The organism is Streptomyces sp. NPDC090025 (genome assembly GCF_044748125.1).
GTDB lineage: Bacteria > Actinomycetota > Actinomycetes > Streptomycetales > Streptomycetaceae > Streptomyces.
Genome location: NZ_JBIVFL010000002.1, coordinates 315,028 through 338,362 on the forward strand (window position 1 = coordinate 315,028; position 23,335 = coordinate 338,362).

19 protein-coding genes are annotated in these 23,335 nt (G+C 73.8%); 5 read left to right on the forward strand and 14 right to left on the reverse strand.

Annotated elements, in window-relative coordinates:
- Positions 1–30: 30 nt before the first annotated feature.
- The gene (gene dxs / locus ACIPXM_RS07345) at positions 31–1,953 is read left to right on the forward strand and encodes a 1-deoxy-D-xylulose-5-phosphate synthase (protein ID WP_401652940.1); all 1,923 of its coding nucleotides are present in this window, start codon (positions 31–33) and stop codon (positions 1,951–1,953) included.
- A 201-nt stretch (positions 1,954–2,154) separates the two neighbouring features.
- Positions 2,155–3,624 carry an amino acid permease gene (locus tag ACIPXM_RS07350; protein WP_401652942.1) on the forward strand — a complete coding sequence of 490 codons (1,470 nt, stop codon included), beginning with the start codon at positions 2,155–2,157 and terminating at the stop codon, positions 3,622–3,624.
- A 37-nt stretch (positions 3,625–3,661) separates the two neighbouring features.
- On the opposite strand, the gene ACIPXM_RS07355 is transcribed toward ACIPXM_RS07350, so the two are convergent.
- The 8 genes from ACIPXM_RS07355 to ACIPXM_RS07390 form a co-directional block, all read right to left on the reverse strand.
- The gene (locus ACIPXM_RS07355; protein ID WP_401652943.1) at positions 3,662–4,033 is read right to left on the reverse strand and encodes an NTP pyrophosphohydrolase; all 372 of its coding nucleotides are present in this window, start codon (positions 4,031–4,033) and stop codon (positions 3,662–3,664) included.
- A gap of 125 nt (positions 4,034–4,158) precedes the next feature.
- Positions 4,159–6,297, reverse strand: a complete 2,139-nt coding sequence (locus tag ACIPXM_RS07360; protein WP_401652945.1) for a 3-hydroxyacyl-CoA dehydrogenase NAD-binding domain-containing protein — start codon at positions 6,295–6,297, stop codon at positions 4,159–4,161.
- Positions 6,294–7,520, reverse strand: coding sequence for a thiolase family protein (locus ACIPXM_RS07365; RefSeq protein WP_401652947.1), 1,227 nt, complete (start codon positions 7,518–7,520; stop codon positions 6,294–6,296). Before ACIPXM_RS07365 ends, ACIPXM_RS07360 begins: the two co-directional genes overlap by 4 nt.
- Positions 7,521–7,704: 184 nt before the next feature.
- Positions 7,705–8,517 (reverse strand): ferritin-like domain-containing protein, encoded by an 813-nt coding sequence (locus ACIPXM_RS07370; RefSeq protein WP_401652948.1) that lies wholly within the window; start codon positions 8,515–8,517, stop codon positions 7,705–7,707.
- A gap of 136 nt (positions 8,518–8,653) precedes the next feature.
- Positions 8,654–10,072: a signaling protein gene (locus ACIPXM_RS07375; RefSeq protein ID WP_401652950.1), complete on the reverse strand. Its 1,419-nt coding sequence runs from the start codon at positions 10,070–10,072 to the stop codon at positions 8,654–8,656.
- Between the two features lie 147 nt (positions 10,073–10,219).
- The gene (locus ACIPXM_RS07380; protein ID WP_401652952.1) at positions 10,220–11,503 is read right to left on the reverse strand and encodes an HRDC domain-containing protein; all 1,284 of its coding nucleotides are present in this window, start codon (positions 11,501–11,503) and stop codon (positions 10,220–10,222) included.
- A gap of 169 nt (positions 11,504–11,672) precedes the next feature.
- Positions 11,673–12,338: a response regulator transcription factor gene (locus ACIPXM_RS07385; protein ID WP_017242457.1), complete on the reverse strand. Its 666-nt coding sequence runs from the start codon at positions 12,336–12,338 to the stop codon at positions 11,673–11,675.
- Between the two features lie 293 nt (positions 12,339–12,631).
- Complete coding sequence (locus ACIPXM_RS07390; protein ID WP_401652954.1) at positions 12,632–13,414, reverse strand: DUF3000 domain-containing protein; 783 nt, start codon at positions 13,412–13,414, stop codon at positions 12,632–12,634.
- 91 nt (positions 13,415–13,505) lie between these two features.
- Between ACIPXM_RS07390 and hemE the strand changes: the two genes are divergently transcribed.
- Complete coding sequence (gene hemE / locus ACIPXM_RS07395) at positions 13,506–14,582, forward strand: uroporphyrinogen decarboxylase (RefSeq protein WP_401652956.1); 1,077 nt, start codon at positions 13,506–13,508, stop codon at positions 14,580–14,582.
- Positions 14,583–14,643: 61 nt separating this feature from the next.
- Here hemE and ACIPXM_RS07400 read toward each other — a convergent pair whose 3' ends face one another.
- Together ACIPXM_RS07400 and ACIPXM_RS07405 are read right to left on the reverse strand one after the other, a co-directional pair.
- Positions 14,644–16,017 carry an FAD-dependent oxidoreductase gene (locus ACIPXM_RS07400; protein ID WP_401652958.1) on the reverse strand — a complete coding sequence of 458 codons (1,374 nt, stop codon included), beginning with the start codon at positions 16,015–16,017 and terminating at the stop codon, positions 14,644–14,646.
- Between the two features lie 9 nt (positions 16,018–16,026).
- Entirely contained in the window at positions 16,027–17,100 is a 1,074-nt protein-coding gene (locus ACIPXM_RS07405) for a DUF4349 domain-containing protein (protein ID WP_401652960.1), read from the reverse strand.
- 139 nt (positions 17,101–17,239) lie between these two features.
- On the opposite strand from ACIPXM_RS07405, the gene hemG reads away from it, so the two are divergent.
- Both hemG and hemQ read left to right on the forward strand, forming a co-directional pair.
- Positions 17,240–18,805 (forward strand): protoporphyrinogen oxidase, encoded by a 1,566-nt coding sequence (hemG, locus tag ACIPXM_RS07410; protein WP_401652962.1) that lies wholly within the window; start codon positions 17,240–17,242, stop codon positions 18,803–18,805.
- A gap of 17 nt (positions 18,806–18,822) precedes the next feature.
- A complete protein-coding gene (gene hemQ, locus ACIPXM_RS07415) occupies positions 18,823–19,545 on the forward strand; it encodes a hydrogen peroxide-dependent heme synthase (RefSeq protein WP_401652964.1) in 723 nt (240 codons plus the stop codon).
- A gap of 25 nt (positions 19,546–19,570) precedes the next feature.
- Here hemQ and ACIPXM_RS07420 read toward each other — a convergent pair whose 3' ends face one another.
- The 4 genes from ACIPXM_RS07420 to ACIPXM_RS07435 all read right to left on the reverse strand — a co-directional run bounded on the left by ACIPXM_RS07420 (position 19,571) and on the right by ACIPXM_RS07435 (position 23,332).
- Positions 19,571–21,322, reverse strand: coding sequence for an alpha/beta hydrolase (locus ACIPXM_RS07420; protein WP_401652966.1), 1,752 nt, complete (start codon positions 21,320–21,322; stop codon positions 19,571–19,573).
- 75 nt (positions 21,323–21,397) lie between these two features.
- Positions 21,398–21,619, reverse strand: coding sequence for a hypothetical protein (locus ACIPXM_RS07425; RefSeq protein ID WP_401652968.1), 222 nt, complete (start codon positions 21,617–21,619; stop codon positions 21,398–21,400).
- On the reverse strand, positions 21,568–22,203 hold the full coding sequence (locus ACIPXM_RS07430; protein ID WP_401652969.1) for a TIGR04222 domain-containing membrane protein: 636 nt from the start codon (positions 22,201–22,203) through the stop codon (positions 21,568–21,570). Before ACIPXM_RS07430 ends, ACIPXM_RS07425 begins: the two co-directional genes overlap by 52 nt.
- A gap of 25 nt (positions 22,204–22,228) precedes the next feature.
- Entirely contained in the window at positions 22,229–23,332 is a 1,104-nt protein-coding gene (locus tag ACIPXM_RS07435; RefSeq protein WP_401652971.1) for a TIGR04222 domain-containing membrane protein, read from the reverse strand.
- Positions 23,333–23,335: the final 3 nt, after the last annotated feature.

Consider the following 23,335-nt stretch of genomic DNA (forward strand, 5'->3'; position numbering starts at 1 on the left):
CTCGACCAGTTCAAACGCAAGGAGGCACGGGTGGCTCTGCTGACCCGTATCAGGGGACCGCGAGATCTGGACCGGCTCTCCTCGGAACAGCTGGACCAGCTGGCCGAAGAGATCAGGAACTTCCTCGTGGACGCCGTCTCCAAGACCGGCGGGCACCTCGGCCCCAATCTCGGCGTGGTCGAGCTGACCATCGCCCTGCACCGCGTCTTCGACTCTCCCAAGGACCGGGTCCTGTGGGACACCGGCCACCAGAGCTATGTGCACAAGCTGCTCACCGGCCGCCAGGACTTCTCCCGGCTCAAGATGAAGGGCGGCCTCTCCGGCTACCCCGCACAGGCCGAGTCCGAGCACGACGTGATCGAGAACTCGCACGCCTCGACGGTCCTCGGCTGGGCCGACGGCCTCGCCAAGGCCAACAAGATCCTCAAGAAGGACGACCACGTCGTCGCCGTCATCGGCGACGGCGCCCTCACCGGCGGCATGGCCTGGGAGGCGCTCAACAACATCGCCGACGCGAAGGACCGCCAGGTCGTCATCGTCGTCAACGACAACGAGCGCTCCTACGCACCCACCATCGGCGGCCTCGCCAACCACCTGGCGACCCTGCGCACCACCGACGGCTACGAGCGCTTCCTCGCCCGCGGCAAGGACATCCTGGAGCGCACCCCGGTCGTCGGGAAGCCGCTGTACGAGACCCTGCACGGCGCCAAGAAGGGCCTCAAGGACTTCATCGCCCCGCAGGGCATGTTCGAGGACCTCGGCCTGAAGTACGTCGGCCCCATCGACGGGCACGACATCGAGGCCCTGGAGTCGGCGCTCACCCGCGCCAAGCGCTTCGGCGGCCCGGTCATCGTGCACTGCCTCACCGAGAAGGGCCGCGGCTACCAGCCGGCCCTCCAGGACGAGGCCGACCGCTTCCACGCGGTCGGCAAGATCCACCCGGACACCGGTCTGCCGATCGCCTCCTCGGGCGCCGACTGGACCAGCGTCTTCGGCGAGGAGATGGTCGCGCTCGGCAAGGAGCGCGAGGACGTCGTCGCGATCACGGCCGCCATGCTGCAGCCGGTCGGCCTCGACCGGTTCGCCAAGGCGTTCCCCGAGCGGGTCTTCGACGTCGGCATCGCCGAGCAGCACGGCGCGGTCTCCGCGGCCGGGCTCGCCACCGGCGGACTGCACCCGGTGTTCGCGGTGTACGCCACCTTCCTCAACCGCGCCTTCGACCAGGTCCTGATGGACGTGGCGCTGCACAAGTGCGGCGTCACCTTCGTGCTCGACCGGGCCGGGGTCACCGGCACCGACGGCGCCTCCCACAACGGCATGTGGGACATGTCGATCCTCCAGGTGGTGCCCGGGCTGCGGCTCGCCGCGCCGCGCGACGCCGACCAGGTCCGCGCCCAGCTGCGCGAGGCCGTCGACGTCACCGACGCGCCGACCGTGGTGCGCTTCTCCAAGGGCGCGGTCGGCCCGGCGGTCCCGGCGCTGCGCCGGATCGGCGGCATGGACGTGCTCCGCGAGCCGGGCACCGACACGCCGGACGTGCTGCTCGTCTCGGTCGGCGCGCTGGCCCCGATGTGCCTGGAGATCGCCGGTCTGCTCGACCAGCAGGGCATCTCGACCACGGTGATCGACCCGCGCTGGGTCAAGCCGGTGGACGAGGCGATGGCGCCGCTCGCCGAGCGGCACCGGGTGGTCGTCACGGTCGAGGACAACAGCCGGGTCGGCGGCGTCGGCTCCGCGGTCGCGCAGGCGCTGCGCGACGCGGGCGTGGACGTGCCGCTGCGCGACTTCGGCATCCCGCCGAAGTTCCTCGACCACGCCACGCGTGCCGAGGTGATGGCGGAGATCGGGCTCACCGCGCCGGACATCGCGCGCCAGGTCACCGGCCTGGTCTCGCGGCTCGACGGACGCTTCGAGAGCACCGCGGCACCGGCCGTGGAGCCCGCGCGCGACTGATCCCGGGTCCCGGGGCCCCGGGACCTCGGGAGGCCGCCCGGCTCGCCGCGGCGGTCACCATGCGTCACCTTTGGGCCGGTCGGCTCACCCCTTCGGGTGCCGACCGGCCCTTTCGCGTGCATCCTGGCCTCCCAGCGGGCAGCCCCCAGGCAGGGAGGTACGACCGTGAGCACGGACCAGCAACCCAGAGCGAATTCCGGAATGTTCCGGACCAAGTCGGTCGAGCAGTCGATCCGCGACACCGAGGAGCCCGAGCACGCGCTCAGGAAGTCGCTCTCGGCGTGGGATCTGACCGTCTTCGGCGTCGGCGTCATCATCGGCACCGGCATCTTCGTCCTGACCGGCAAGGTCGCCAAGGAGAACGCGGGCCCGGCGACCGCCCTCGCCTTCGTCGCCGCCGGCATCGTCTGCGCCCTCGCCGCCCTGTGCTACGCGGAGTTCGCGTCCACCGTGCCGGTCGCGGGCTCGGCGTACACCTTCGCGTACGCCTCCATCGGCGAGCTGCCCGCCTGGATCATCGGCTGGGACCTCGTCCTGGAGTTCGCGCTGGGCACGGCGGTGGTGGCGGTCGGCTGGTCCGGCTATGTGCGCTCGCTGATGGACAACATCGGCTGGCATCTGCCCGCCGCCCTGGAAGGACCCGACGTCGCGGGCGGCACCTTCGACATCCTGGCGTTCATCCTGGTCCTGGTGATCACGGTGGTCCTGGTGCTGGGCATGAAGCTGTCCGCGCGGATCACGGCGGCGGTCGTCGCGATCAAGGTGACCGTGGTGATGATCGTGATCGTCGCCGGTCTGTTCTTCATCGTCGGCGACAACTACAAGCCCTTCATCCCGCCCGCCGTCACCCCGCCGGGCGGCGGCTCCGACTGGACCGAGCCACTGGTCCAGCTGATGTTCGGCTACGAGCCGACGAACTTCGGCGTGATGGGCATCTTCACCGCCGCCTCCGTGGTCTTCTTCGCCTTCATCGGCTTCGACGTGGTCGCCACCGCGGCCGAGGAGACGAAGCTGCCGCAGCGCGACATGCCCCGGGGCATCCTCGGCTCGCTGCTGATCTGCACGGTGCTGTACGTGGCGGTCGCCCTGGTGGTCACCGGCATGCAGAAGTACACCGAGCTGTCGGTCAGCGCCCCGCTCGCCGACGCCTTCAAATCGGTGGGCCACCCGTTCTACGCGGGCGTGATCAGTTTCGGCGCCGCGATCGGCCTCACCACGGTCTGTCTGATCCTGATGCTCGGCCAGACCCGGGTGTTCTTCGCGATGAGCCGCGACGGGCTGCTGCCGCGCTTCTTCTCGATCACCCACCCGCGCTTCCGGACGCCGTACCGGCCGACCATCCTGCTGGGCGTGATCATCGCGATCGTCGCCGGATTCACCAGCATCAACGAGCTCGCGACGCTGGTGAACATCGGCACCCTGTTCGCCTTCGTGGTGGTGGCGGCCGGTGTCATCGTCCTGCGCCGCAGCCGCCCCGACCTGCCCCGCGCCTTCCGCACCCCCTGGGTGCCCTACCTGCCGGTGATCTCCATCGCGGCCTCGCTCTGGCTGATGCTCAATCTGCCGGGCGAGACCTGGTTCCGCTTCGCGGTGTGGATGGTCCTCGGCTTCGTCGTCTACTTCCTGTACGGGCGGAGCCACAGCCGCCTGGCCCGGGAGGGCCAGGGGTAGCCCAGCACCGCCCGCCCCGGGGCCGCCCGTCCCGCCGTCACGACGGCAGCGACCGCGGCCCGGTGCTCAGTGCCCCCGACTCCGCCACCCGGCGGCGCAGTTCCCGGTCGGCCGTGACCACCAGACACGGCCGGCCCACGGCGCCCCGGGCCAGCTCCACGATCAGGTCGTCACCGCTGCCGGGCGCCTCCTCGACCCGTACCCCCGGCACCGAGGCCACCCCACGGGCCTGCCCCTCCATCACGAGCACGATCTCGTACGGGCCGGGCACCGGCCCCTCGGCCGGGCCGCCGTGCTCGGCGAGCCGGTCCCGCAGCCGCTCGGCGGCGGCGCGCCGGTCCTTCCACCAGCCGTCCGGGGTGGAACCGACCACATTGGCGCCGTCGACGACGAGCAGGGGGAGCGTCATCCCCCCAGGATGACAGCCGCCTGGCCGCCGCGGGCGCCGGTCCGGCGCGGCCCGCGGAACCGCGAACGGCCGGTGGCCCGCACCCCCTCGGGGTACGGGCCACCGGCCGTGGCACACGCGCGGGGTTACGCCGGGACGCTCGCCACGCCCTGCGCCAGGAAACGCTTCCCGTTGACGCGCTCGGAGACGCCCTCACGGTCCAGGTACGGCGTGATGCCGCCCAGGTGGAAGGGCCAGCCCGCACCGGTGATCAGGCAGAGGTCGATGTCCTGCGCCTCGGCGACGACACCCTCCGCCAGCATCAGACCGATCTCCTGGGCCACCGCGTCCAGGACCCGGTCCCGGACCTGCTCCTCGGTCAGGACGGTGTCGCCCTGCTTCAGGAGCGCGGCGACCTCGGGGTCGAGCTCCGGCTTGAAGCCGTTCTCCGGCTTGTAGACGTAGAAGCCGCGCTTGCCGGCCTCGACGACCGCCTTCAGGTTCGGGGAGACCGTGAAACGGTCCGGGAAGGCGCGGTTCAGGGTCTCGGAGACGTGCAGACCGATCGCCGGGCCGACCAGCTCCAGGAGGACCAGCGGGGACATCGGCAGGCCGAGCGGCTCGACCGCCTTCTCCGCCGTGGCCACCGAGGTGCCCTCGTCGATGACGTTCTGGATCTCGCCCATGAAGCGGGTGAGGATGCGGTTCACGACGAACGCCGGGGCGTCCTTCGTCAGGACCGCGGTCTTCTTCAGCTTCTTCGCGACACCGAAGGCGGTGGCGAGCGAGGCGTCGTCGGTCTGCTCGCCGCGCACGATCTCCAGGAGCGGGAGGATCGCGACCGGGTTGAAGAAGTGGAAGCCGACCACGCGCTCCGGGTGCTGGAGCTTGGACGCCATCTCGCTGACCGACAGCGAGGAGGTGTTGGTGGCGAGGATCGCGTGCGCCGGGGCGACCGCCTCGACCTCCGCGAACACCTGCTGCTTGACCGACATCTCCTCGAACACGGCCTCGATGATGAAGTCCGCGTCCGCGAAGCCCTCGGCCTTGTCCAGGACACCGGAGACCAGGCCCTTGAGGCGGTTGGCCTTGTCCTGGTTGATGCGGCCCTTGCCGAGCAGCTTGTCGATCTCGCCGTGGACGTAGCCCACGCCCTTGTCGACGCGCTCCTGGTCGATGTCGGTCAGGACGACCGGCACCTCGAGGCGGCGCAGGAAGAGCAGGGCCAGCTGGGAGGCCATCAGACCGGCGCCGACGACGCCGACCTTGGTGACCGGGCGGGCCAGGTTCTTGTCCGGCGCGCCGGCCGGGCGCTTGGCGCGCTTCTGCACCAGGTTGAAGGCGTAGATGCCGGAGCGCAGCTCGCCGCCCATGATCAGGTCCGCGAGGGCCTGGTCCTCGGCGTCGAAGCCCTTCTGCAGGTCGCCGTCCTTGGCGGCCTCGATGATGTCGAGGGCGCGGTAGGCGGCCGGGGCGGCGCCGTGCACCTTGGAGTCGGCGATGGCGCGGCCCTTGGCGACGGCCTGGTCCCAGCCCTCGCCGCGGTCGATCTCCGGACGCTCCACCGTGACCGAGCCGCCCAGGACCTCGGCGGTCCACACCAGCGAGCGCTCCAGGAAGTCGGCGCCCTCGAAGATCGCGTCGGCGATGCCGAGCTCGAAGACCTGCTTGCCCTTGAGCTGCCGGTTCTGGTTGAGCGAGTTCTCGATGACGACCGAGACGGCCTTCTCCGCGCCGATCAGGTTCGGCAGGATCGTGCAGCCGCCCCAGCCGGGCACCAGACCGAGGAAGACCTCGGGCAGCGAGAACGCGGGCAGCGCCTTGGAGACGGTGCGGTAGGTGCAGTGCAGACCGACCTCGACACCGCCGCCCATCGCCGCGCCGTTGTAGTAGGCGAAGGTGGGCACGGCGAGCGCGGACAGGCGCTTGAAGACGTCGTGGCCGCCCTTGCCGATGGCGAGCGCGTCCTCGTGCCGCTTGAGCAGCTCGACGCCCTTGAGGTCGGCGCCGACCGCGAAGATGAACGGCTTGCCGGTGATGCCGACGCCGACGATCTCACCGTTCGCGGCCTCGGCCTCGACCTGGTCGATCGCGGCGTCCAGGTTCGCCAGGGACTGCGGGCCGAACGTGGTCGGCTTGGTGTGGTCGAAGCCGTTGTCCAGCGTGATCAGCGCGAACCGGCCGGCACCCGCGGGGAGTTCGAAGTGCCGCACGTGGGCGGCGGTGACGACCTCGTCGGGGAACAGCTCGGCCGCGCCCTTGAGAAGCTCGGTGGTGGTGCTCACTTGCTGCCTCCGGCGTCCTTGTGGTGCGGGTTCTCCCAGATGACCGTGGCGCCCATGCCGAAGCCGACGCACATGGTGGTGAGGCCGTAGCGGACCTCGGGCTGCTCCTCGAACTGGCGGGCCAGCTGCGTCATCAGACGGACGCCGGAGGAGGCGAGCGGGTGGCCGAACGCGATGGCGCCGCCGTACTGGTTCACGCGGGCGTCGTCGTCGGCGATGCCGTAGTGCTCCAGGAAGGCGAGCACCTGGACGGCGAACGCCTCGTTGATCTCGAAGAGACCGATGTCGGAGATCGAGAGACCGGCCTTGGCCAGCGCCTTCTCGGTCGCCGGGATCGGGCCGTAGCCCATCACCTCGGGCTCGACGCCGACGTAGGCGTACGAGACCAGGCGCATCTTGACCGGGAGGCCGTTCTCGCGGGCGAACTCCTCGGAGGCGATGACCGAGGCGGTGGCGCCGTCGTTGAGACCGGCCGCGTTGCCCGCGGTGACCTTGCCGTGCACCCGGAACGGGGTCTTCAGGCCGGCCAGGTTCTCCAGGGTGGTGCCCGGGCGCATCGGCTCGTCGGCGGTGACCAGACCGAAGCCGGTCTCGCCGGCCTCGGGGGAGGTGCGGCGCACCGAGATCGGCACCAGGTCCTGCTGGATCTTGCCGTCGGCGTACGCCTTGGCGGCCTTCTCCTGCGAGCGCACGGCGTACGCGTCGACGCGCTGCTTGGTGATGCTCGGGTAGCGGTCGTGCAGGTTCTCGGCGGTCATGCCCATGAACAGGGCGGACTCGTCGACGAGCTTCTCCGACACGAAGCGCGGGTTCGGGTCGACGCCCTCGCCCATGGGGTGACGGCCCATGTGCTCGACGCCACCGGCGATGACGGCGTCGTACGCGCCGAAGGCGATCGAACCGGCCACCGAGGTGACGGCGGTCATGGCGCCCGCGCACATCCGGTCGATGGAGTAGCCCGGCACGGACTGCGGCAGCCCGGCGAGGATCCCGGCGGTGCGGCCGAGGGTCAGGCCCTGGTCGCCGATCTGGGTGGTCGCGGCGATGGCGACCTCGTCGATCGCGGCGGGGTCGAGGCCGGGGTTGCGGCGCAGCAGCTCCCGGATGGCCTTGACGACGAGGTCGTCGGCGCGGGTCTCGTGGTAGATGCCCTTCGGGCCCGCCTTGCCGAACGGGGTACGGACGCCGTCGACGAAGACGACATCCCTGACGGTACGAGGCACGATGGCTCTCCTCCAGGGTGCGGGATGGCACTGCTGCTGCGCGGGCACACGGCCCGGCACGCACCTAAGCGCGCGCTTGCTCCCCCCATGCTACTTGTGGGTAACCAGGCTGCCCAGTCCCCCCGTGCCAAGCGGCGAAGGTCACACTCCCGAGGCCCGTCCCGCCGCCGTCCCGAAGGCGCGCTCAGGCGGCCCGCCCCGGGCGCCGGACCGCCGCTCCGGGCAGCGGTCCCCGGCCGTCCATGGCCGCCGCCATCGCCCCCGAACCGCCGAGCACCGCCCGTACGAAGGCGCCCCCGGGCACCCCGAGCGCACGGAGCGCGGGACCGTGGTCGTACGCCACCACCAGGGCCGCCGCACCGAGCAGCCCCTGCCAGCCCAGCGTCGCCGCCCGCCGTGCCGGGTACGGCAGCGGCGCGAAGCCCTCGCGCAGCCGACGGCAGTGGAACGGTACGTGCCGCTCCTCGTCCGCCAGGATCCGCCCGGCCACCTCCGCCGCCATCGGGTCGGGGCAGCCGTCGCGCAGCGCCCGGTAGTACTGCAGCGCCACCGCCTCGGCCACCATCAGGACGAGCAGTTCGAGGCGCAGCCCGAGCAGCCGCCGCAGCCGGACGAAGGCGGCGTCGCTCCAGTGGCCGGAGAGGGTCGGCGCCCCGGCCGCCGTGAGCAGCCGGGCGAGCAGCCGGGCGTGGTTCTGCTCCTCGGCCACGAAGAGCGCGACGGCCGCCGCGTAGACCGGGTCCCCGGCGCCGTCCGCCTTCGCCCGCAGCTGGGCGCCGTCCCCGTCCTCGCCCACCTGGAACCGCTGGATGCTGCGCACCAGCGCCTTGGGCAGGCGGGCGCCGCGCGCCCAGTCGGGGTCGCCGAGCGCGGCCCGGCGGGCCCGCTCGGCGGTGAAGTCCTCGTGCCAGTCGGTGTAGTCGGGGTCATCGGCGTGGTCGGTGTGGTCGGCCCGGTCGGCCCGGTCGGTTCGCTCGGCCCAGAGATTTTTGATCATGTTCAGAAAGTAGCGCTGTTTGAGCGCGTTCAAAATGCTTTCGGCGCAGCGGTGACAGAACCGGGACATGGACACGACGAAGCCCCCGGTGCTCCGCGCGCCGGGGGCTTCGTCGTACAGGTCTCGCCGACGGTGCTCAGCTGGTGAAGTACCCGCCGTCGACCCCGATCCAGCCCTTGAAGGCGCGCTGGTCGTAGACCCGCACCGCGCCGTCGGTCTGGACCTCCCAGCGGACCGTCAGGGAACCGGTGACGCCGGAGCCGGTGGTCTGGCCGACCAGGCCCTGGGTCCGGTTCGGCCGGATGTGCGGCGGCAGCACGAAAACCGTCTCGCCGTTGGTCCACGGGGCGTCGTCGACGCGGGACAGCCGGAAGTGGAGGTCGATCCGGTTGCCGAGCTGGCGGTACTGCGGGACGTAGTTGTCCGAGTTGGGGGTGTAGACGGCGGTGTCGTAGTCGATGACCGTCCACGGCACGTGGTCGCCGGTGCCGTCGGTGGTGCCGCTGATGCTGAAGAGGGCCATCTGCCGGGGTCCTGGTTCTTGAGTGGCGAAGCCGAAGACGAGCTGCGGCCCGTCGGGCGTGGTGCGCACCGTGATGCCTTCGGTCTCACGGTGGGAGAGGTCGAGCGCGGTGGCGTTGAACGTCCGCTCGATCATCAGGCCGGTGGTGATGTCGTAGACGTTCCACCAGGAGTTGCCCGGGCGCGGGTTCGTGGCGCCGTAGGCGCTGCCCTCGTTCTGTACGACGAGGTCCCCGTACAGGCACCAGGACTGGGTGCGGTAGCGGGCCGGGAAGCGGTACAGCGGGGTGAAGTCACGGCGCTTGAAGGCGTCCAGCGGGTACACGCGGTACTCGGCGACACCGGCGGCCTCGTGGCGCACCCCGATCCGGCCGTGCGTGACGTCGAGGGAGGGCGTGACGAGGGAGGACCCGGGGACGGGGTCGAACACCTCGATCAGCGGGCTGCCCGCGTCGACGACGGCGTCGGGCGTGAACGCGATCCGGGCGACGCGCTTGCCGTACGCGAAGCCGCTCGGCACCGGATCCGCGTCGGTCTCCAGCCAGAGCCAGGCGCGGCCGTCGACGTGCTCGACGCCGAGCCCGCCGCCGTGTCCGAAGCCCCGCAGGTACATGACGGCGCGGACGGCGCCGTCGGCGGTGATCTCGTTGACGCAGAGATCGCCCCGGCGGTCGCGGTCCGCGCCGGGCACGGCGGCGGCCTCGCCGGTGAGCCGGCGGCCGTCGCTGATGAGCTGGGTCGCATAGCCCAGGCCGGTCACCGGGTCGAAGGCGAGCTGCTGGTGCACCCGGCCCTGCTTGAGCCGGACCTCCCCGCCGAACAGCCGGGCGGGCACGGCCCGCAGATCGAACCGGTTCCCCGCGTGCAGAACGCTGCCGGTGGCGGCGCCACGAGCACCGGCGGCGACGGCCGGCGCGGCGAGCGGCGCGGGTCCACCGGCCGCCCGCGCGGTCCCACCGGCGGCGAGCACCGGTATCCCGGCCACCGGAACCGCGGTCATGGCGGCCAGTACGGTGCGGCGAGTCAGCGGCATGGACATCCCCCCTCTTCACTGATCATCACCTTGATGAAGCGGTCATCCTCGCACGTCGGACGGGGTGCGCCCGCTCCAGGGAGGGGGGCACCCCGTCGGCCGCGGACCGCCGGTGGGATCCAGGGGGAGGGGGCGGGAGAACCGGGCTCAGGCGGTCGCCGCCAGGGCCGCCACGAGCAGCGGGGTCACCAGCTCCACCTGCCACGGGCGGGCGCCGTGGGCGGTGAGGGTGTCGGCGACCGTGTCCGGGGTGGCCGGGGACGGCGGCTCCCAGCAGACCCGGCGGACCGTGTCCGGGGTGATCAGGTTCTCCTGCGGCAGGTTCAGCCGCTCCGCCAGGGCGGAGACCGCCGTACGGGCAGCCGCCAGGCGCGCCGCGGCCGCCGGGTCCTTGTCGGCCCAGGCACGCGGCGGCGGCGGGCCCGCCATCGGCTGGCCCGGCTGCGGCAGCTCGGCGTCCGGGAGGGCCTTCGCCCGGTCCACGGCCGCCTGCCACTGCTCCAGCTGGCGCCGCCCGATCCGCTGGCCGAAGCCGGGCAGCGCCGAGAGCGCGCCCGCGTTCGGCGGCAGCGCCAGGGCCGCCTCGACGATCGCGGAGTCGCTCAGCACCTTGCCGGGGGAGACGTCACGCCGCTGGGCGATCCGGTCGCGGGCCTCCCACAGCTCCCGTACCACCGCCATCTGACGGCGGCGGCGCACCTTGTGCATCCCGGACGTGCGGCGCCACGGGTCCTTGCGCGGCGGGGCGGGCGGGGCCGAGGCGATCGCGTCGAACTCCTGGAGCGCCCACTCCAGCTTGCCCTGCCGGTCCAGCTCCTTCTCCAGCGCGTCGCGCAGGTCGACCAGGAGCTCCACGTCGAGGGCGGCGTAGCGCAGCCAGGGCTCGGGCAGCGGGCGGGTGGACCAGTCGACGGCGGAGTGGCCCTTCTCCAGGGCGTAGCCGAGGACGGACTCGACCATCGCGCCGAGGCCGACCCGCGGGAAGCCGGCGAGCCGCCCGGCCAGCTCGGTGTCGAACAGCCGGGACGGCGCCATGCCTATGTCGCGCAGGCACGGCAGGTCCTGGGTGGCGGCGTGCAGGATCCATTCGGTGTCGGCGAGCACCGCGCCGAGGCCGGACAGATCGGGGCAGCCCACCGGGTCGATCAGCGCGGTGCCCGCGCCCTCGCGGCGGAGCTGGACGAGATAGGCGCGCTGTCCGTAGCGGTAGCCGGAGGCGCGCTCGGCGTCGACGGCGACGGGGCCGCGGCCGGCCGCGAAGGCGGCGATCACTTCGGCGAGCGCGTCGGCGGTCTCCACGACGGGCGGAATGCCCTCGCGGGGTTCGAGCAGCGGGATCGGCAGCCCATCCGCAGGGACGTCGTCGTCCGAGGGGGCGCCCCCGGTGGTTCGCAGTGCGGTGTCGCTCGCGGTGTCTTGGGCGTCGGTCACCTGTCAAGGGTATCTGTGAATGGCAAGCGCCCAGCGACGGAACCGACTGGATCGTCCCGATCGGACACGCACTCCGTCGGGTCCCGGCCGGTGTTCCGTCCGCGATCAGACGGAACGTTCCGTCGGTGGGCGCCCACCGTTCTCCACGGCCCTCAGACACGCACCGGGATCAGTGGATGATCCCGGTCCGCAGGGCCACCGCGACCATGCCGGCCCGGTCGCCGGTGCCCAGCTTGCGGGCGATCCGGGCCAGGTGGCTCTTCACGGTCAGCGCCGACAGGCCCATGGACACGCCGATCGCCTTGTTCGACTGGCCCTCGGCCACCAGCCGCAGCACCTCGACCTCACGGCCGGAGAGCTCGCGGTAGCCGCCCGGGTGGCTCGGGGCACCCGGGGGGCGGCGGTGGCCGAGGCGGGCGGCGGCGGAGCCGATGGGGGCCGCGCCGGGGCGGGTCGGGTGCCCGATGTTGGTACGGGTCCCGGTGACGACATAGCCCTTGACGCCGCCCGCGAGGGCGTTGCGCACGGCGCCGATGTCGTCGGCGGCGGACAGGGCGAGGCCGTTGGGCCAGCCCGCCGCACGGGTCTCGGACAGCAGGGTCAGACCACTGCCGTCGGGGAGGTGGACGTCGGCAACGCAGATGTCGCGCGGGTTGCCGACGCGGGGACGGGCCTCCGCGATGGACGACGCCTCGATGACGTCACGCACGCCGAGCGCCCACAGGTGGCGGGTGACGGTGGAGCGGACGCGTGGGTCGGCCACGACGACCATGGCCGTCGGCTTGTTCGGGCGGTAGGCGACCAGGCTTGCGGGCTGCTCGAGGAGAACGGACACCAGGCCTCCTGGGGAAGGTGCGGGACGGAGCCGGCTCGGGGAAGAAGCCGGGGGGTGAACCCGTGGTGTGAAGGGGTCATTGACTCCTTCGGCAGCAGTGCGGTCCGCCTTTAGAGAAAGATCACGATTTGGTGAGTAACAATTGGGGCAATTCGGACGCGTGATCGATCATCGTACGAGCCTCACGCGCCCGGAAACCTTTCGAGGGACACATCGGGGCGCCTCGTCACCCAGGAACGAGGCGCCCGAATCTGTCCGAAAAACGACGGACGCTCAGGTCCGCCCGGGTCCGCTCAGGTCTGCTGCGGCCCCCGGCGCTGCGGCAGCGAGACCACCCCGGCGCCCGTCGTCGTCCCCGACCCGGGACCGCCCGACCCGGCACCACCCGCGCCGCCACCGGGCCCACCGGCCCCGCCCGGACCCTCGCCCGCGCCGCCGCCCGGCTCCACCGGCGCCGGGGGCAGCCCCGCCACCTGGCACAGCAGATCGCACCAGGCCGCGAGGTGCGCCCCGGTGTCCGGCACCCCCGCCGCGCCCTCCCGGGGCGTCCACGACGCCCGGATCTCGATCTGGGTCGCCGGACGCCGCTCCGCGAGCCCGCCGAAGTAGTGCGAGCCCGCCATCGTGACGGTCCCGCTCGCCTCCCCGTACGAAAGCCCGCGCGCCTCCAGGGCCCCGGTCAGCCAGGACCAGCACACCTCCGGCAGCAGCGGGTCCGCCGCCATCTCCGGCTCCAGCTCCGCCCGTACCAGCGTCACGAGCCGGAACCCGCCCTGCCAGGCGTCGTGCCCGGCCGGGTCGTGCAGCAGCACCAGCCGCCCGTCCGCCAGATCCTGCTCGCCCTCCACGACCGCCGCCTCCAGGGCGTACGCGTACGGGGCGAGCCGCTGCGGCGGCCGCGTCGGATCGATCTCGATCTCCGGCCGCAGCCGCACCGCGTGCAGCCCCTCGACCGCCCGCCGGAAGGCCACCGGCACCGGGTTCTGCTCCGTGGGGTCCACCCTGTCGCCCGCCGTCTTCCTCGTCCCTCGAATGCCGTCGGAATGATCGGAAAAATGTCCCTGAGCCGCAGCCATGCGGGGAAGAGTAGGCGGAACGGGGCCCGCGCGCAGGGAGGGACACCCGGGCCGGGCGAGCGGCTTCTCGCCACATGCGAAGATTCTGGTCGTGAGCGCCAACGACCGCCCCGAGGGCAACCCGACGAAGCACCAGCCGCAGACGTACGACTCCGCGTTCCTCAAGGCGTGCCGCCGCGAGCCCGTGCCGCACACGCCGGTCTGGTTCATGCGGCAGGCCGGGCGGTCGCTGCCCGAGTACCTGAAGGTCCGCGAGGGCATCCCGATGCTCGACTCGTGCATGCGGCCCGAGCTGGTCACCGAGATCACCCTGCAGCCGGTGCGCCGCCACAAGGTCGACGCGGCCATCTACTTCAGCGACATCGTCGTCCCGCTCAAGGCCATCGGCATCGACCTCGACATCAAGCCCGGCGTCGGCCCGGTCGTCGCCGACCCCATCCGCACCCGCGCCGACCTGGCCCGGCTGCGCGACCTGACCCCGGAGGACGTGCACTACGTCACCGAGGCCATCGGCATGCTCACCGGCGAGCTCGGCGGCACCCCGCTGATCGGCTTCGCGGGCGCCCCGTTCACCCTCGCGAGCTACCTCGTCGAGGGCGGCCCGTCCCGCAGCCACGAGCACACCAAGGCGCTCATGTACGGCGACCCGCAGCTCTGGGCCGACCTGCTCGACCGCCTCGCCGAGATCACCTCCGCCTTCCTCAAGGTGCAGATCGAGGCCGGCGCCTCCGCCGTCCAGCTGTTCGACTCCTGGGTCGGCGCGCTCGCCCCGGCCGACTACCGCCGCTCGGTGATGCCCGCCTCCGCCAAGGTCTTCGACGCGGTCGCCTCGTACGGCGTCCCGCGCATCCACTTCGGTGTCGGTACGGGCGAGCTGCTCGGCCTCATGGGCGAGGCGGGCGCGGACGTCGTCGGCGTCGACTGGCGGGTCCCGCTCGACGAGGCCGCCCGCCGCGTCGGCCCCGGCAAGGCGCTCCAGGGCAACCTGGACCCGGCCGTGCTCTTCGCCTCCCGCGAGGTCGTCGAGGCCAAGGCCGACGAGGTGCTCGCCGCCGCGAAGGGCCTGGAGGGCCACGTCTTCAACCTCGGCCACGGCGTCATGCCCGCCATGGACCCGGACGCGCTGACCCGCCTGGTCGAGCACGTCCACACCCGCACCGCCGTCTGACCCACCGTCCGACCCGCCGCCGGACCTGGCGGCACGGCCGCCCGGGCGGGCCGGGGTTTCGCTACCCCGCCGCCCGGACGGCGAGGACCGCCTTCCGCGCCGCCACCAGGACCGGGTCCCACACCGGCGAGAACGGCGGCGCGTACCCCAGGTCGAGCGCCGTCATCGCCTCCACCGTCATCCCGGCGGTCAGCGCCACCGCCGCGATGTCCACCCGCTTCGCGGCGCCCTCACGGCCCACGATCTGCACCCCGAGCAGCCGCCCGGTGCGCCGCTCGGCCAGCATCTTCACCGTCATCGGGGCCGCCCCCGGGTAGTAGCCCGCCCGGCTCGTCGACTCCACCGTCACGGTCACGTACCGCAGCCCCACCGCCCGGGCGTCCTTCTCCCGCAGCCCGGTACGGGCGATCTCCAGGTCGCACACCTTCGACACCGCCGTGCCCACCACGCCGGGGAAGGTCGCGTAACCGCCGCCCACGTTCGAACCGATCACCTGCCCGTGCTTGTTCGCGTGGGTGCCCAGCGGCACGTACCGCTCCCGCCCGGACACCAGGTCGAGGACCTCCACGCAGTCACCGCCCGCCCAGACGTTCTCCTGCCCGCGCACCCGCATCGACAGATCGGTGAGCAGCCCGCCGTGCGCGCCGAGCGGCAGCCCCGCCGCCCGCGCCAGCGAGGTCTCCGGCACCACCCCCATGCCGAGCACCACCACGTCCGCCGGATGCTCGCCGCGCTCGGTCGCCACCGCCCGGACCCGGCCGTCGTCCCCGGTGAGCACCTTCGTCACCGCCGCCGACCCCACCGTGGTGATGCCGAGCCCGTCCATCGCCGCGTGCACCAGACGGCCCATGTCCGGGTCGAGCGTCGCCATCGGCTGCTCGCCCCGGTTCACCACCGTCACCTCGAAACCACGGCCGAGCAGCGCCTCCGCCATCTCCACCCCGATGTACCCGGCGCCCACCACCACCGCCCGGCGGCCCCGCGCCCGGTCCAGGGACTCCAGGAGCGCCTGCCCGTCGTCCAGGGTCTGCACCCCGTGCACCCCCGGCGCGTCGATGCCCGGCAGCGGCGGCCGCAGCGGACGCGCGCCGGTCGCGATCACCAGCTTGTCGAAGCCGGTCCACTCCTCGGCGCCCGACTCCAGATCGCGGCCGCGCACCCGCTGCCCGGCCAGGTCCAGCTCGGTCACCTCGGTGCGCATCCGCAGATCGATGGCGCGGGCCCGGTGCTCCTCGGGGGAGCGGGCGATCAGCCGGTCACGGGCCGGGACGTCGCCGCCGACCCAGTACGGGATGCCGCACGCCGAGTACGAGCTGAAGTGCCCGCGCTCGAACGCCACGATCTCCAGCTCGTCCGGACCCCTGAGCCTGCGCGCCTGCGACGCGGCGGACATCCCCGCCGCGTCGCCACCGATGACCACCAGTCGTTCGCTCATACGAACACGCTACGACGGCAGCTCCGTTCGGCCCGGCTCCGCGCCGTCCACCGGGCCGGTCCCGGCCCCCGCCCGCGCCTTCGCCCGCGACCGCCGGGGCAGCCGGGGCCGGACCACGAACCGCCACAGCGCGAACCCGGCCGCCGCCGCCACCAGCCACGGGAACAGCGCCGCCAGCACCACGAGCACCCACGCACCCGCCGCGAGCAGGGCCTCCCAGCCGCCCCGCAGCGCGTCCAGGAAGCCCGGCCGGTCCGTGCCCCCGGCGACGGCCGCGGGCTCCGGCTCGGACAGTTGGAGGGTGATCGTGGCCAGCGTCGTCCGGTCCTTCAGCGCCGCCTGCTGCGCGAGCAGCGACTCCAGGTCCGCCTGACGGCGGCTCAGCTCGCCCTCCAGGGTCACCACATCGCTCAGCCGGGTCGCCCGGTCCATCAGCGCCCGCACCCGCGCCACGCTCGCCCGCTGGGTGGCGATCCGGCTGTCGACGTCCACCACCTGCCCGGTGACGTCCTTCGCGTCCGCCGTGCGCGACAGCAGCCTGCCCGCGCCCGCCAGTTCGGCGAGCACCGCGTCGTACCGCTCCTGCGGGACACGGAGCACGATCCGCGAGCTGACCCGGTCCTCGGCGACCCGCTCGGTCGTCTCGTTCTCGACGTGCCCGCCCGCCGCCACGGCCGTCCGGCGCGCCGCCGCCGTGGCCTTCGCCGCGTCCTTCACCTCCACGGACAGCTCGGCGGTACGGATCACATGCTGCGCCGCGGGCTGCGCCGTACCGCCCGGCTTCGGCGCGCCGCTCGTGCCGTTCGTACCGTTCGTGCCGCCCGCGTTCGACGAGCCGCTGCCGGAGTCCTTCGCGGCCCCGTCGGCCGCCTCCGGGCCGCCGTAGCCGGTCCCGGCCTGGCTCGCCCGGTCCTTGGCGTCCGCGCCGCTCGCCGAGCTGTCCTGCGCGCCGCCGCCCGCGCAGCCCGTGAGCAGGAGCGAGGCGGTCAGCAGCACCGCGCCCGCCGTCGCCGCCGTCCGCGTCCGGCGAGGTGCTGCTCTCCGGTCCGTGCCGTCAGTGCCGTCCGTGCTGTCCGTGCGCATGCCGACCCCCCAAGGTCCTGGTGTGTGACGCCCCTTGGACGTCGCGGATGCGCGAGCGGGTTTCGGTCCGGCGGTCGCGATGCGGTCACGGTCCGGCCTCGGAACGGGGCACCCCGGGCGATTTGAGAGAGTGGTCCCCATGAGTCCCACGAACGCGAACGCGCGGCAGGCCACGGGCCGCCCTGAGGTCGTCGTCGTCGGCGGCGGCATCTCCGGTCTCGCCGCCGCCCACCGGCTCCTCACGGCGGGTGCCCGGGTGACCCTCCTCGAATCCGGCGGCCGGCTCGGCGGCAAGCTGCTCGCCGGGGAGATCGCCGGTGCCCCGGTCGACCTCGGCGCCGAGTCGCTGCTGGCCCGCCGCCCCGAGGCCGTGGCGCTCGCCGTACGGGTCGGGCTCGCCGACCGGCTCCAGGCCCCGGCCACGGCCAGCGCGTCCGTCTGGTCCCGCGGCGCCCTGGTGCCGATGCCCAAGGGCCACGTCATGGGCGTCCCCGCCGACGGCCGGGCCGTCGCGGACCTGCTGTCCGCCGAGGGCGTCGCCCGGGTCGGCCGGGACCGCGAACTGCCCCGCACCGAGGTCGGCGACGACGTCGCCATCGGCGCGTACGTCGCCGAACGGATGGGCCACGAGGTCGTCGACCGGCTGGTCGAGCCGCTGCTCGGCGGCGTCTACGCGGGCGACGCCTACACGATCTCCATGAAGGCCGCCGTGCCGAAGCTGTTCGACGCGGTACGCGAGCACGCCACGCTCGGCGACGCCGTACGGGCCGTCCAGCGCGCGGGCGCCGCCACCCCGCCCGACGCGGCGGGCGGCGGCACCGGCATCGCCGCGTCGGGCCCGGCCGACGCACCCGACGTGCCCGGCAGCCTCCCGCCCGGCGCGGTCTTCGCCGGGATCCGCGGCGGCGTCGGCACCCTGCCGCTCGCCGTCGCCGACGCCGTCCGCGCCGCCGGGGGCGAGATCCTCACCCGTACCCCGGTCACCGCCCTGCGCCGCACCGCCCCGGCGGGCGCCGACGCGGGCGCCGACCAGGGCCGGGACCGCTGGCAGGTGGTGACCCCGGACCGTACCTTCACCGCCGACGCCGTCGTCCTCGCCACCCCCGCCGGGCCCACCGCACGGCTCCTCGCCGACCACGCGCCCGCCGCCGCGGCCGAGCTCGACGCCGTCGAGTACGCCTCGATGGCCCTGATCACCCTCGCCTTCCGCCGCACCGACCTGCCCGAGCTCACCGGCTCCGGCTTCCTCGTACCGCCGGTCGACGGCCACACCATCAAGGCGTCCACCTTCGCCGGCCAGAAGTGGCGCTGGGTGACCGACGGCGCCCCCGACCTGTTCGTGCTGCGCACCTCCGTCGGCCGGTACGGCGAGGAGGACCAGGTGCACCGGGACGACGCCGACCTGGTGGACGTCTCGCTCAAGGACCTCGGCGCCGCCGTCGGCCTCGCCGCCCGGCCGGTCGCCTCCTCGGTGACCCGGTGGACCGGCGGCCTGCCGCAGTACCCGGTGGGCCACCTGGCGCGGGTCGAGCGGGTCCGCGCGGCCGTCGCGGGACTGCCGGGTCTGGCCCTCGCGGGCGCCGCCTACGAGGGCGTCGGCATCCCCGCCTGCGTGGCCTCCGCCGAGCGCGCGGCGGACGAGATCGCCGAGGAGATCATCGCCACGTCGAAAACGACCGACCCTGGTGCGGGGCACTGTCCGTGACGGGCGAGAATAGGCGTATGAGTGCGCCCGAAAAGATCCCGAACGCCGGTAAGAAGGCGAAGGACCTCAACGAGGTCATCCGCTACACCCTGTGGTCCGTGTTCAAGCTGCGCGACGTCCTGCCCGCCGACGGCACCGACCGCGACGGCATGGCCGCCGAGGTCCAGGAGCTGTTCGACAAGCTCGCCGCCGAGGACGTCACCGTCCGCGGCACGTACGACCTCTCCGGTCTGCGCGCCGACGCCGATGTCATGATCTGGTGGCACGCCGAGACGAGCGACGAGCTCCAGGCGGCGTACAACCTCTTCCGCCGTACCAGCCTGGGCCGCGCCCTGGAGCCGGTCTGGTCGAACATGGCGCTGCACCGCCCCGCCGAGTTCAACAAGTCGCACATCCCGGCCTTCCTGGCCGACGAGAACCCGCGCGACTACGTCTCGGTGTACCCCTTCGTCCGCTCCTACGACTGGTACCTGCTGCCGGACGAGGACCGCCGCCGGATGCTCGCCGACCACGGCAAGATGGCCCGCGGCTTCCCGGACGTGCGCGCCAACACGGTCGCCTCGTTCTCGCTCGGCGACTACGAGTGGCTCCTCGCCTTCGAGGCCGACGAACTGCACCGGATCGTCGACCTGATGCGCCACCTGCGGGCCTCCGAGGCGCGGATGCACGTCCGCGAGGAGGTCCCGTTCTACACCGGCCGCCGCAAGAGCGTCGCCGACCTGGTGGCGGGCCTGGCCTGACGGCCGCCCGGCACTCCCGACCCGGTCACCGTCCGGCGCCCAGCCGGGCGGTGACCCCTTGACCCGGAAGATCAGACGGGTGGCGGAGCTTCGCCGCCCGCTCCAGCGACACCGGGTCCGGCTCCGGGTGCGGCGCGCATGACGCGCGCCGCACCGGCGTCCCACCCTCCGCGCCGTCCTCGGCCGGCAGGGTCCCGCGCAGCAGATAGCGCTCCAGGTACCCGTTGACGCAGGCGTTCGGGCCACCGCCGATGCCGTGCGTCCCGGCGTCCCGCTCGGTCACCAGGGCCGCGCCCCACAGCCTGCGCTGCAGCTCCCGCGCCCCCTCGTACGGCGCCGCCGCGTCCCGCTCGGCCGCCAGGATCAGCACCGGCGGCAGCACGCCCACCCCGGTCCGCACGTCCAGCGGCGTCTGGCGCGGCGCCTTCCAGTACGCGCAGGGCAGGTTCGCCCACACGTTGTCCCAGGTCTCGAACGGGGCCAGACCGGCCAGCCGGGTGTTGTCCCGGTCCCAGAGCGCGAAGTCCTCCGGCCACGGCGCGTCGTTGCACTCCACCGCCGTGTAGACGGCCGCCGCGTTGCCCGGGTCGGACCCGACGGCCTCGGTGTCGCCGTTCTCGGTGGTGTCGGTACGGGCCGGGGGCTCCGGCGCGGCCTGCGCGACCAGCGGCTTCGGGTCACCCTTCAGGTAAGCCCCGAGCGCGCCCGCCCTGGCCGCCCAGAACCGGTCGTCGTACAGCGCCTGGAGCATCGCCGCGTGCAGCTGGCCGGGACCGACCCGGCCGCCCGCCGGGGCGGCCGCCAGCTCGGCCCGCGCCTTCTCGTAGTTCTCGGCCACCTCGGCGGCCGTCGTGCCGAGCCCGTAGACGGCGTCGTGCTTCGCCGCCCAGGTACGGAAGTCGGTCCAGCGGCGCTCGAACGCGAGCGACTGGTCGAGGTTGTTGACGTACCAGATCTGCCGGGGCGCCGGGTTGACCGGCGCGTCGAACACCATCCGGCGCACCCGGTGCGGGAACAGCGTGGCGTACAGGGCGCCGAAGTACGTGCCGTACGAGGCGCCCAGGTACGTCAGCTTCGGCTCGCCGAGCGCGGCCCGCAGCACCTCCAGGTCCCGGGCGTTGTTCAGCGAGTGGTAGTGCCTCAGGGCCGCCCCGGTGCGCTCGGCGCAGCCCTTCGCGTACGTACGGGCCCGCGCGGTCCGCTCCTGCTTGAAGACCTCCGAGGGCACCGTCGGCGCGAGCGTCGGGCCCTTCGCGCGGTCGGCCGGGTCCTGGCAGGACACCGGCGCCGACCGGCCCACCCCGCGCGGGGCGTAGCCGACCAGGTCGTACGCGGCGGCGATCCGGTGCCAGGCGGGCAGCGGCGCGGCCAGCGGGAAGTACGTCGAGGAGGCGCCGGGGCCGCCCGGGTTGTAGACCAGGGCGCCCTGCCGGTCGGCGGCCGGGCCGGAGGCCCGTACCCGGCTGACCGTGAGCGGGATCGACGCGCCCGCCGGGTCGGCGTAGTCGAGCGGTACGCGCACGGTGCCGCACTCCACCGGCGCGGGCAGCCGCTCCACCGCCGGGCAGGCCCCGAAGGCGATCCCGGCCGCCGCCGCGGCCCGGGCGGCGGCCAGCACGCCCCGGCTCTCGGCGGGCGGCGCGTCGGACCCGGGCGGGGCCGCGGCGAACGCCGACGCCGGACCGGCGGCGGCCGGGGCGAGCAGGGCGGACAGGAGCAGCGCGGGCAGCGCCACGGACGACGACATGTTCAGCTTCAGCTTCACCGGCGACCTCATCGGCGCGTCCCTTCGTGGCCGCGAACGCGGGACCACAGAGGGATCGTTGGCGGCGGGGCCGGTGAAGTAAAGGAACTAGGGCAGGTGTCGCCTGTCATGTCCCCGAAAGGCCGCACGCAGGCCGGGTTCGAGCACCGCCGGACCGCGCCGGGCGAGCGCCGTCATCGGGTCGGCCGTGGACAGCTCCGCGAGCAGCCTGCGCCCGGCGGGGGAGGCCCAGCAGCCCGCCGGTTCGGCCCGCGCGATCAGCAGACAGAGCCCGGCGCCGAGCAGCGGCAGCGCGAACCACGCCAGCACCGTCCCCCGCTCGGCCGCCGGGACCAGCGTCGCGGCCGTCCCGGCGAGCGCCAGGGCCAGCAGGAACGCGCCGCCCAGCGCCCGGTGCCGGCCGCCGTCGCCCGCCGGTCCTGCTCCGCCCTGGCGAGCCCGCGCGCCACCAGATCCGCCGCCAGCTCCCGTACGCAGGCCGCGTCCGCCGCCCGCGGCCGTACCGCCGGCACCGGCGACTGCCCGCCGGGCCCGCACGCCCCGAGCACCGACCGCTCCAGCTCGTCCCGGCCGCCCGTGCCGTCCACGACGGTGGCCCAGCCGGACTGCGCGAGCAGCAGCAGCCGGGCCCGGTGCAGCGCGACCAGGGTCAGGTCGACGACCCTGAGCGGGCCGCCCGCCAGGTACGCGGCCTCGCGGACGGTCAGCCCGCCGGGGCCGCCCGCCCCGGGCCGCGCGTCCGGCCGGTCGGTCGGCCGATCGGTCGGGCGGTCGGCCGCGACCGCGTCACGGCAGGCCCGCGCACAGGCGATGCCGGAGACGACGAAGGCGACGAGGAGCAACGGGACCCACACCATGACCCGGTTGTACGGCAGGGTGGTACGGACCGCCACCGGAACGGCCCCCTCGCCGCGTACTTCAGGAACTCGACCCGCAGGAACTGCTGCTCGACGACCCGCAGGAACTGCTCGACGAGGACCCGCAGGACGAGCCACCGGACGAACCGCACGAGGCGCCGCCGCCGGAGCAGCTGCTCGCCGAGCAGGAACCGGACCCGGAACCGGACCCGGATCCGCAGGACGACCCGCCGCCGGAGCCGCCGTCCCAGCCGCCCCCGGGCCCAGAACCGCCGCACGCGCTGCCGCCCTCCCCGGTGCCCGCGCACCAGGTCACCACGGTGACCGCCGCCTCCGCCCCGGCGTCACCGGCGTGCCGCCGGGCCTGCGACGGGTACGGGGCCCGCCCCCGCCCCCGGCCGTACACCCGCGCCGCCGCCACCAGCTGCTCCCGAAGCCCGGGGTCGGCCACCGCCCGCAGCCCGTACTGACCGACCTGGTGCCAGGGGCCCGGGTCGGCGCCGTACGTCCGCCGGTACGTCAGGCCCGCGCGGCGGCCGCCACGGGTGAGCCGTCGCGCGTTGTACGCAGCGAGGAGGATGCCACCGAACATCGTGGGGATGAGCACCGGCAGCACCATGAAGATCACCGGGAGACCGTCGTCGCTGTCGTCGGTGAAGGAGCGCTGCGCGAGGTCGGCCACGGTCACCGCCACCGAGACGAACACCAGCAGGAACGAGCCGAGCGTCAGCAGCAGGCAGAGCCGCCGGGCGGCCGTCCGTTCCCGGGGCGGCACGATCAGCCTGCGGGCCACGAGGGCGTCGCCGATCTCCTGCACCGCCGGACCGCGCATCACGGCGAGCCGCAGATCGTGCAGGGCGCCGTGCGGGGCGGCCGCCAGCTCCGTGAGCACCGCCCGCTCCACCAGGTCGCGCGGCCGGTCGGCGGGCTGCCGGGCGACCACGATGCCGGGCCCGCCGATCGCGATCCGCCCGGCGGCGTGCAGCGACGTCAGCGCCGCGTCCACCACCCGCGGCGGCCCGCCCGCGAGGAACGCGGCCTCGCTCGGGTCGTGCAGCTCGCCGCCGCGGTCGGCACGGGCCCGGACCAGCCGGACCACGAGCAGGACGGCGCCGCCCAGGACCACGGCCCAGACGACCGCCGCGAACATTTCGTAGACGTTCATCGC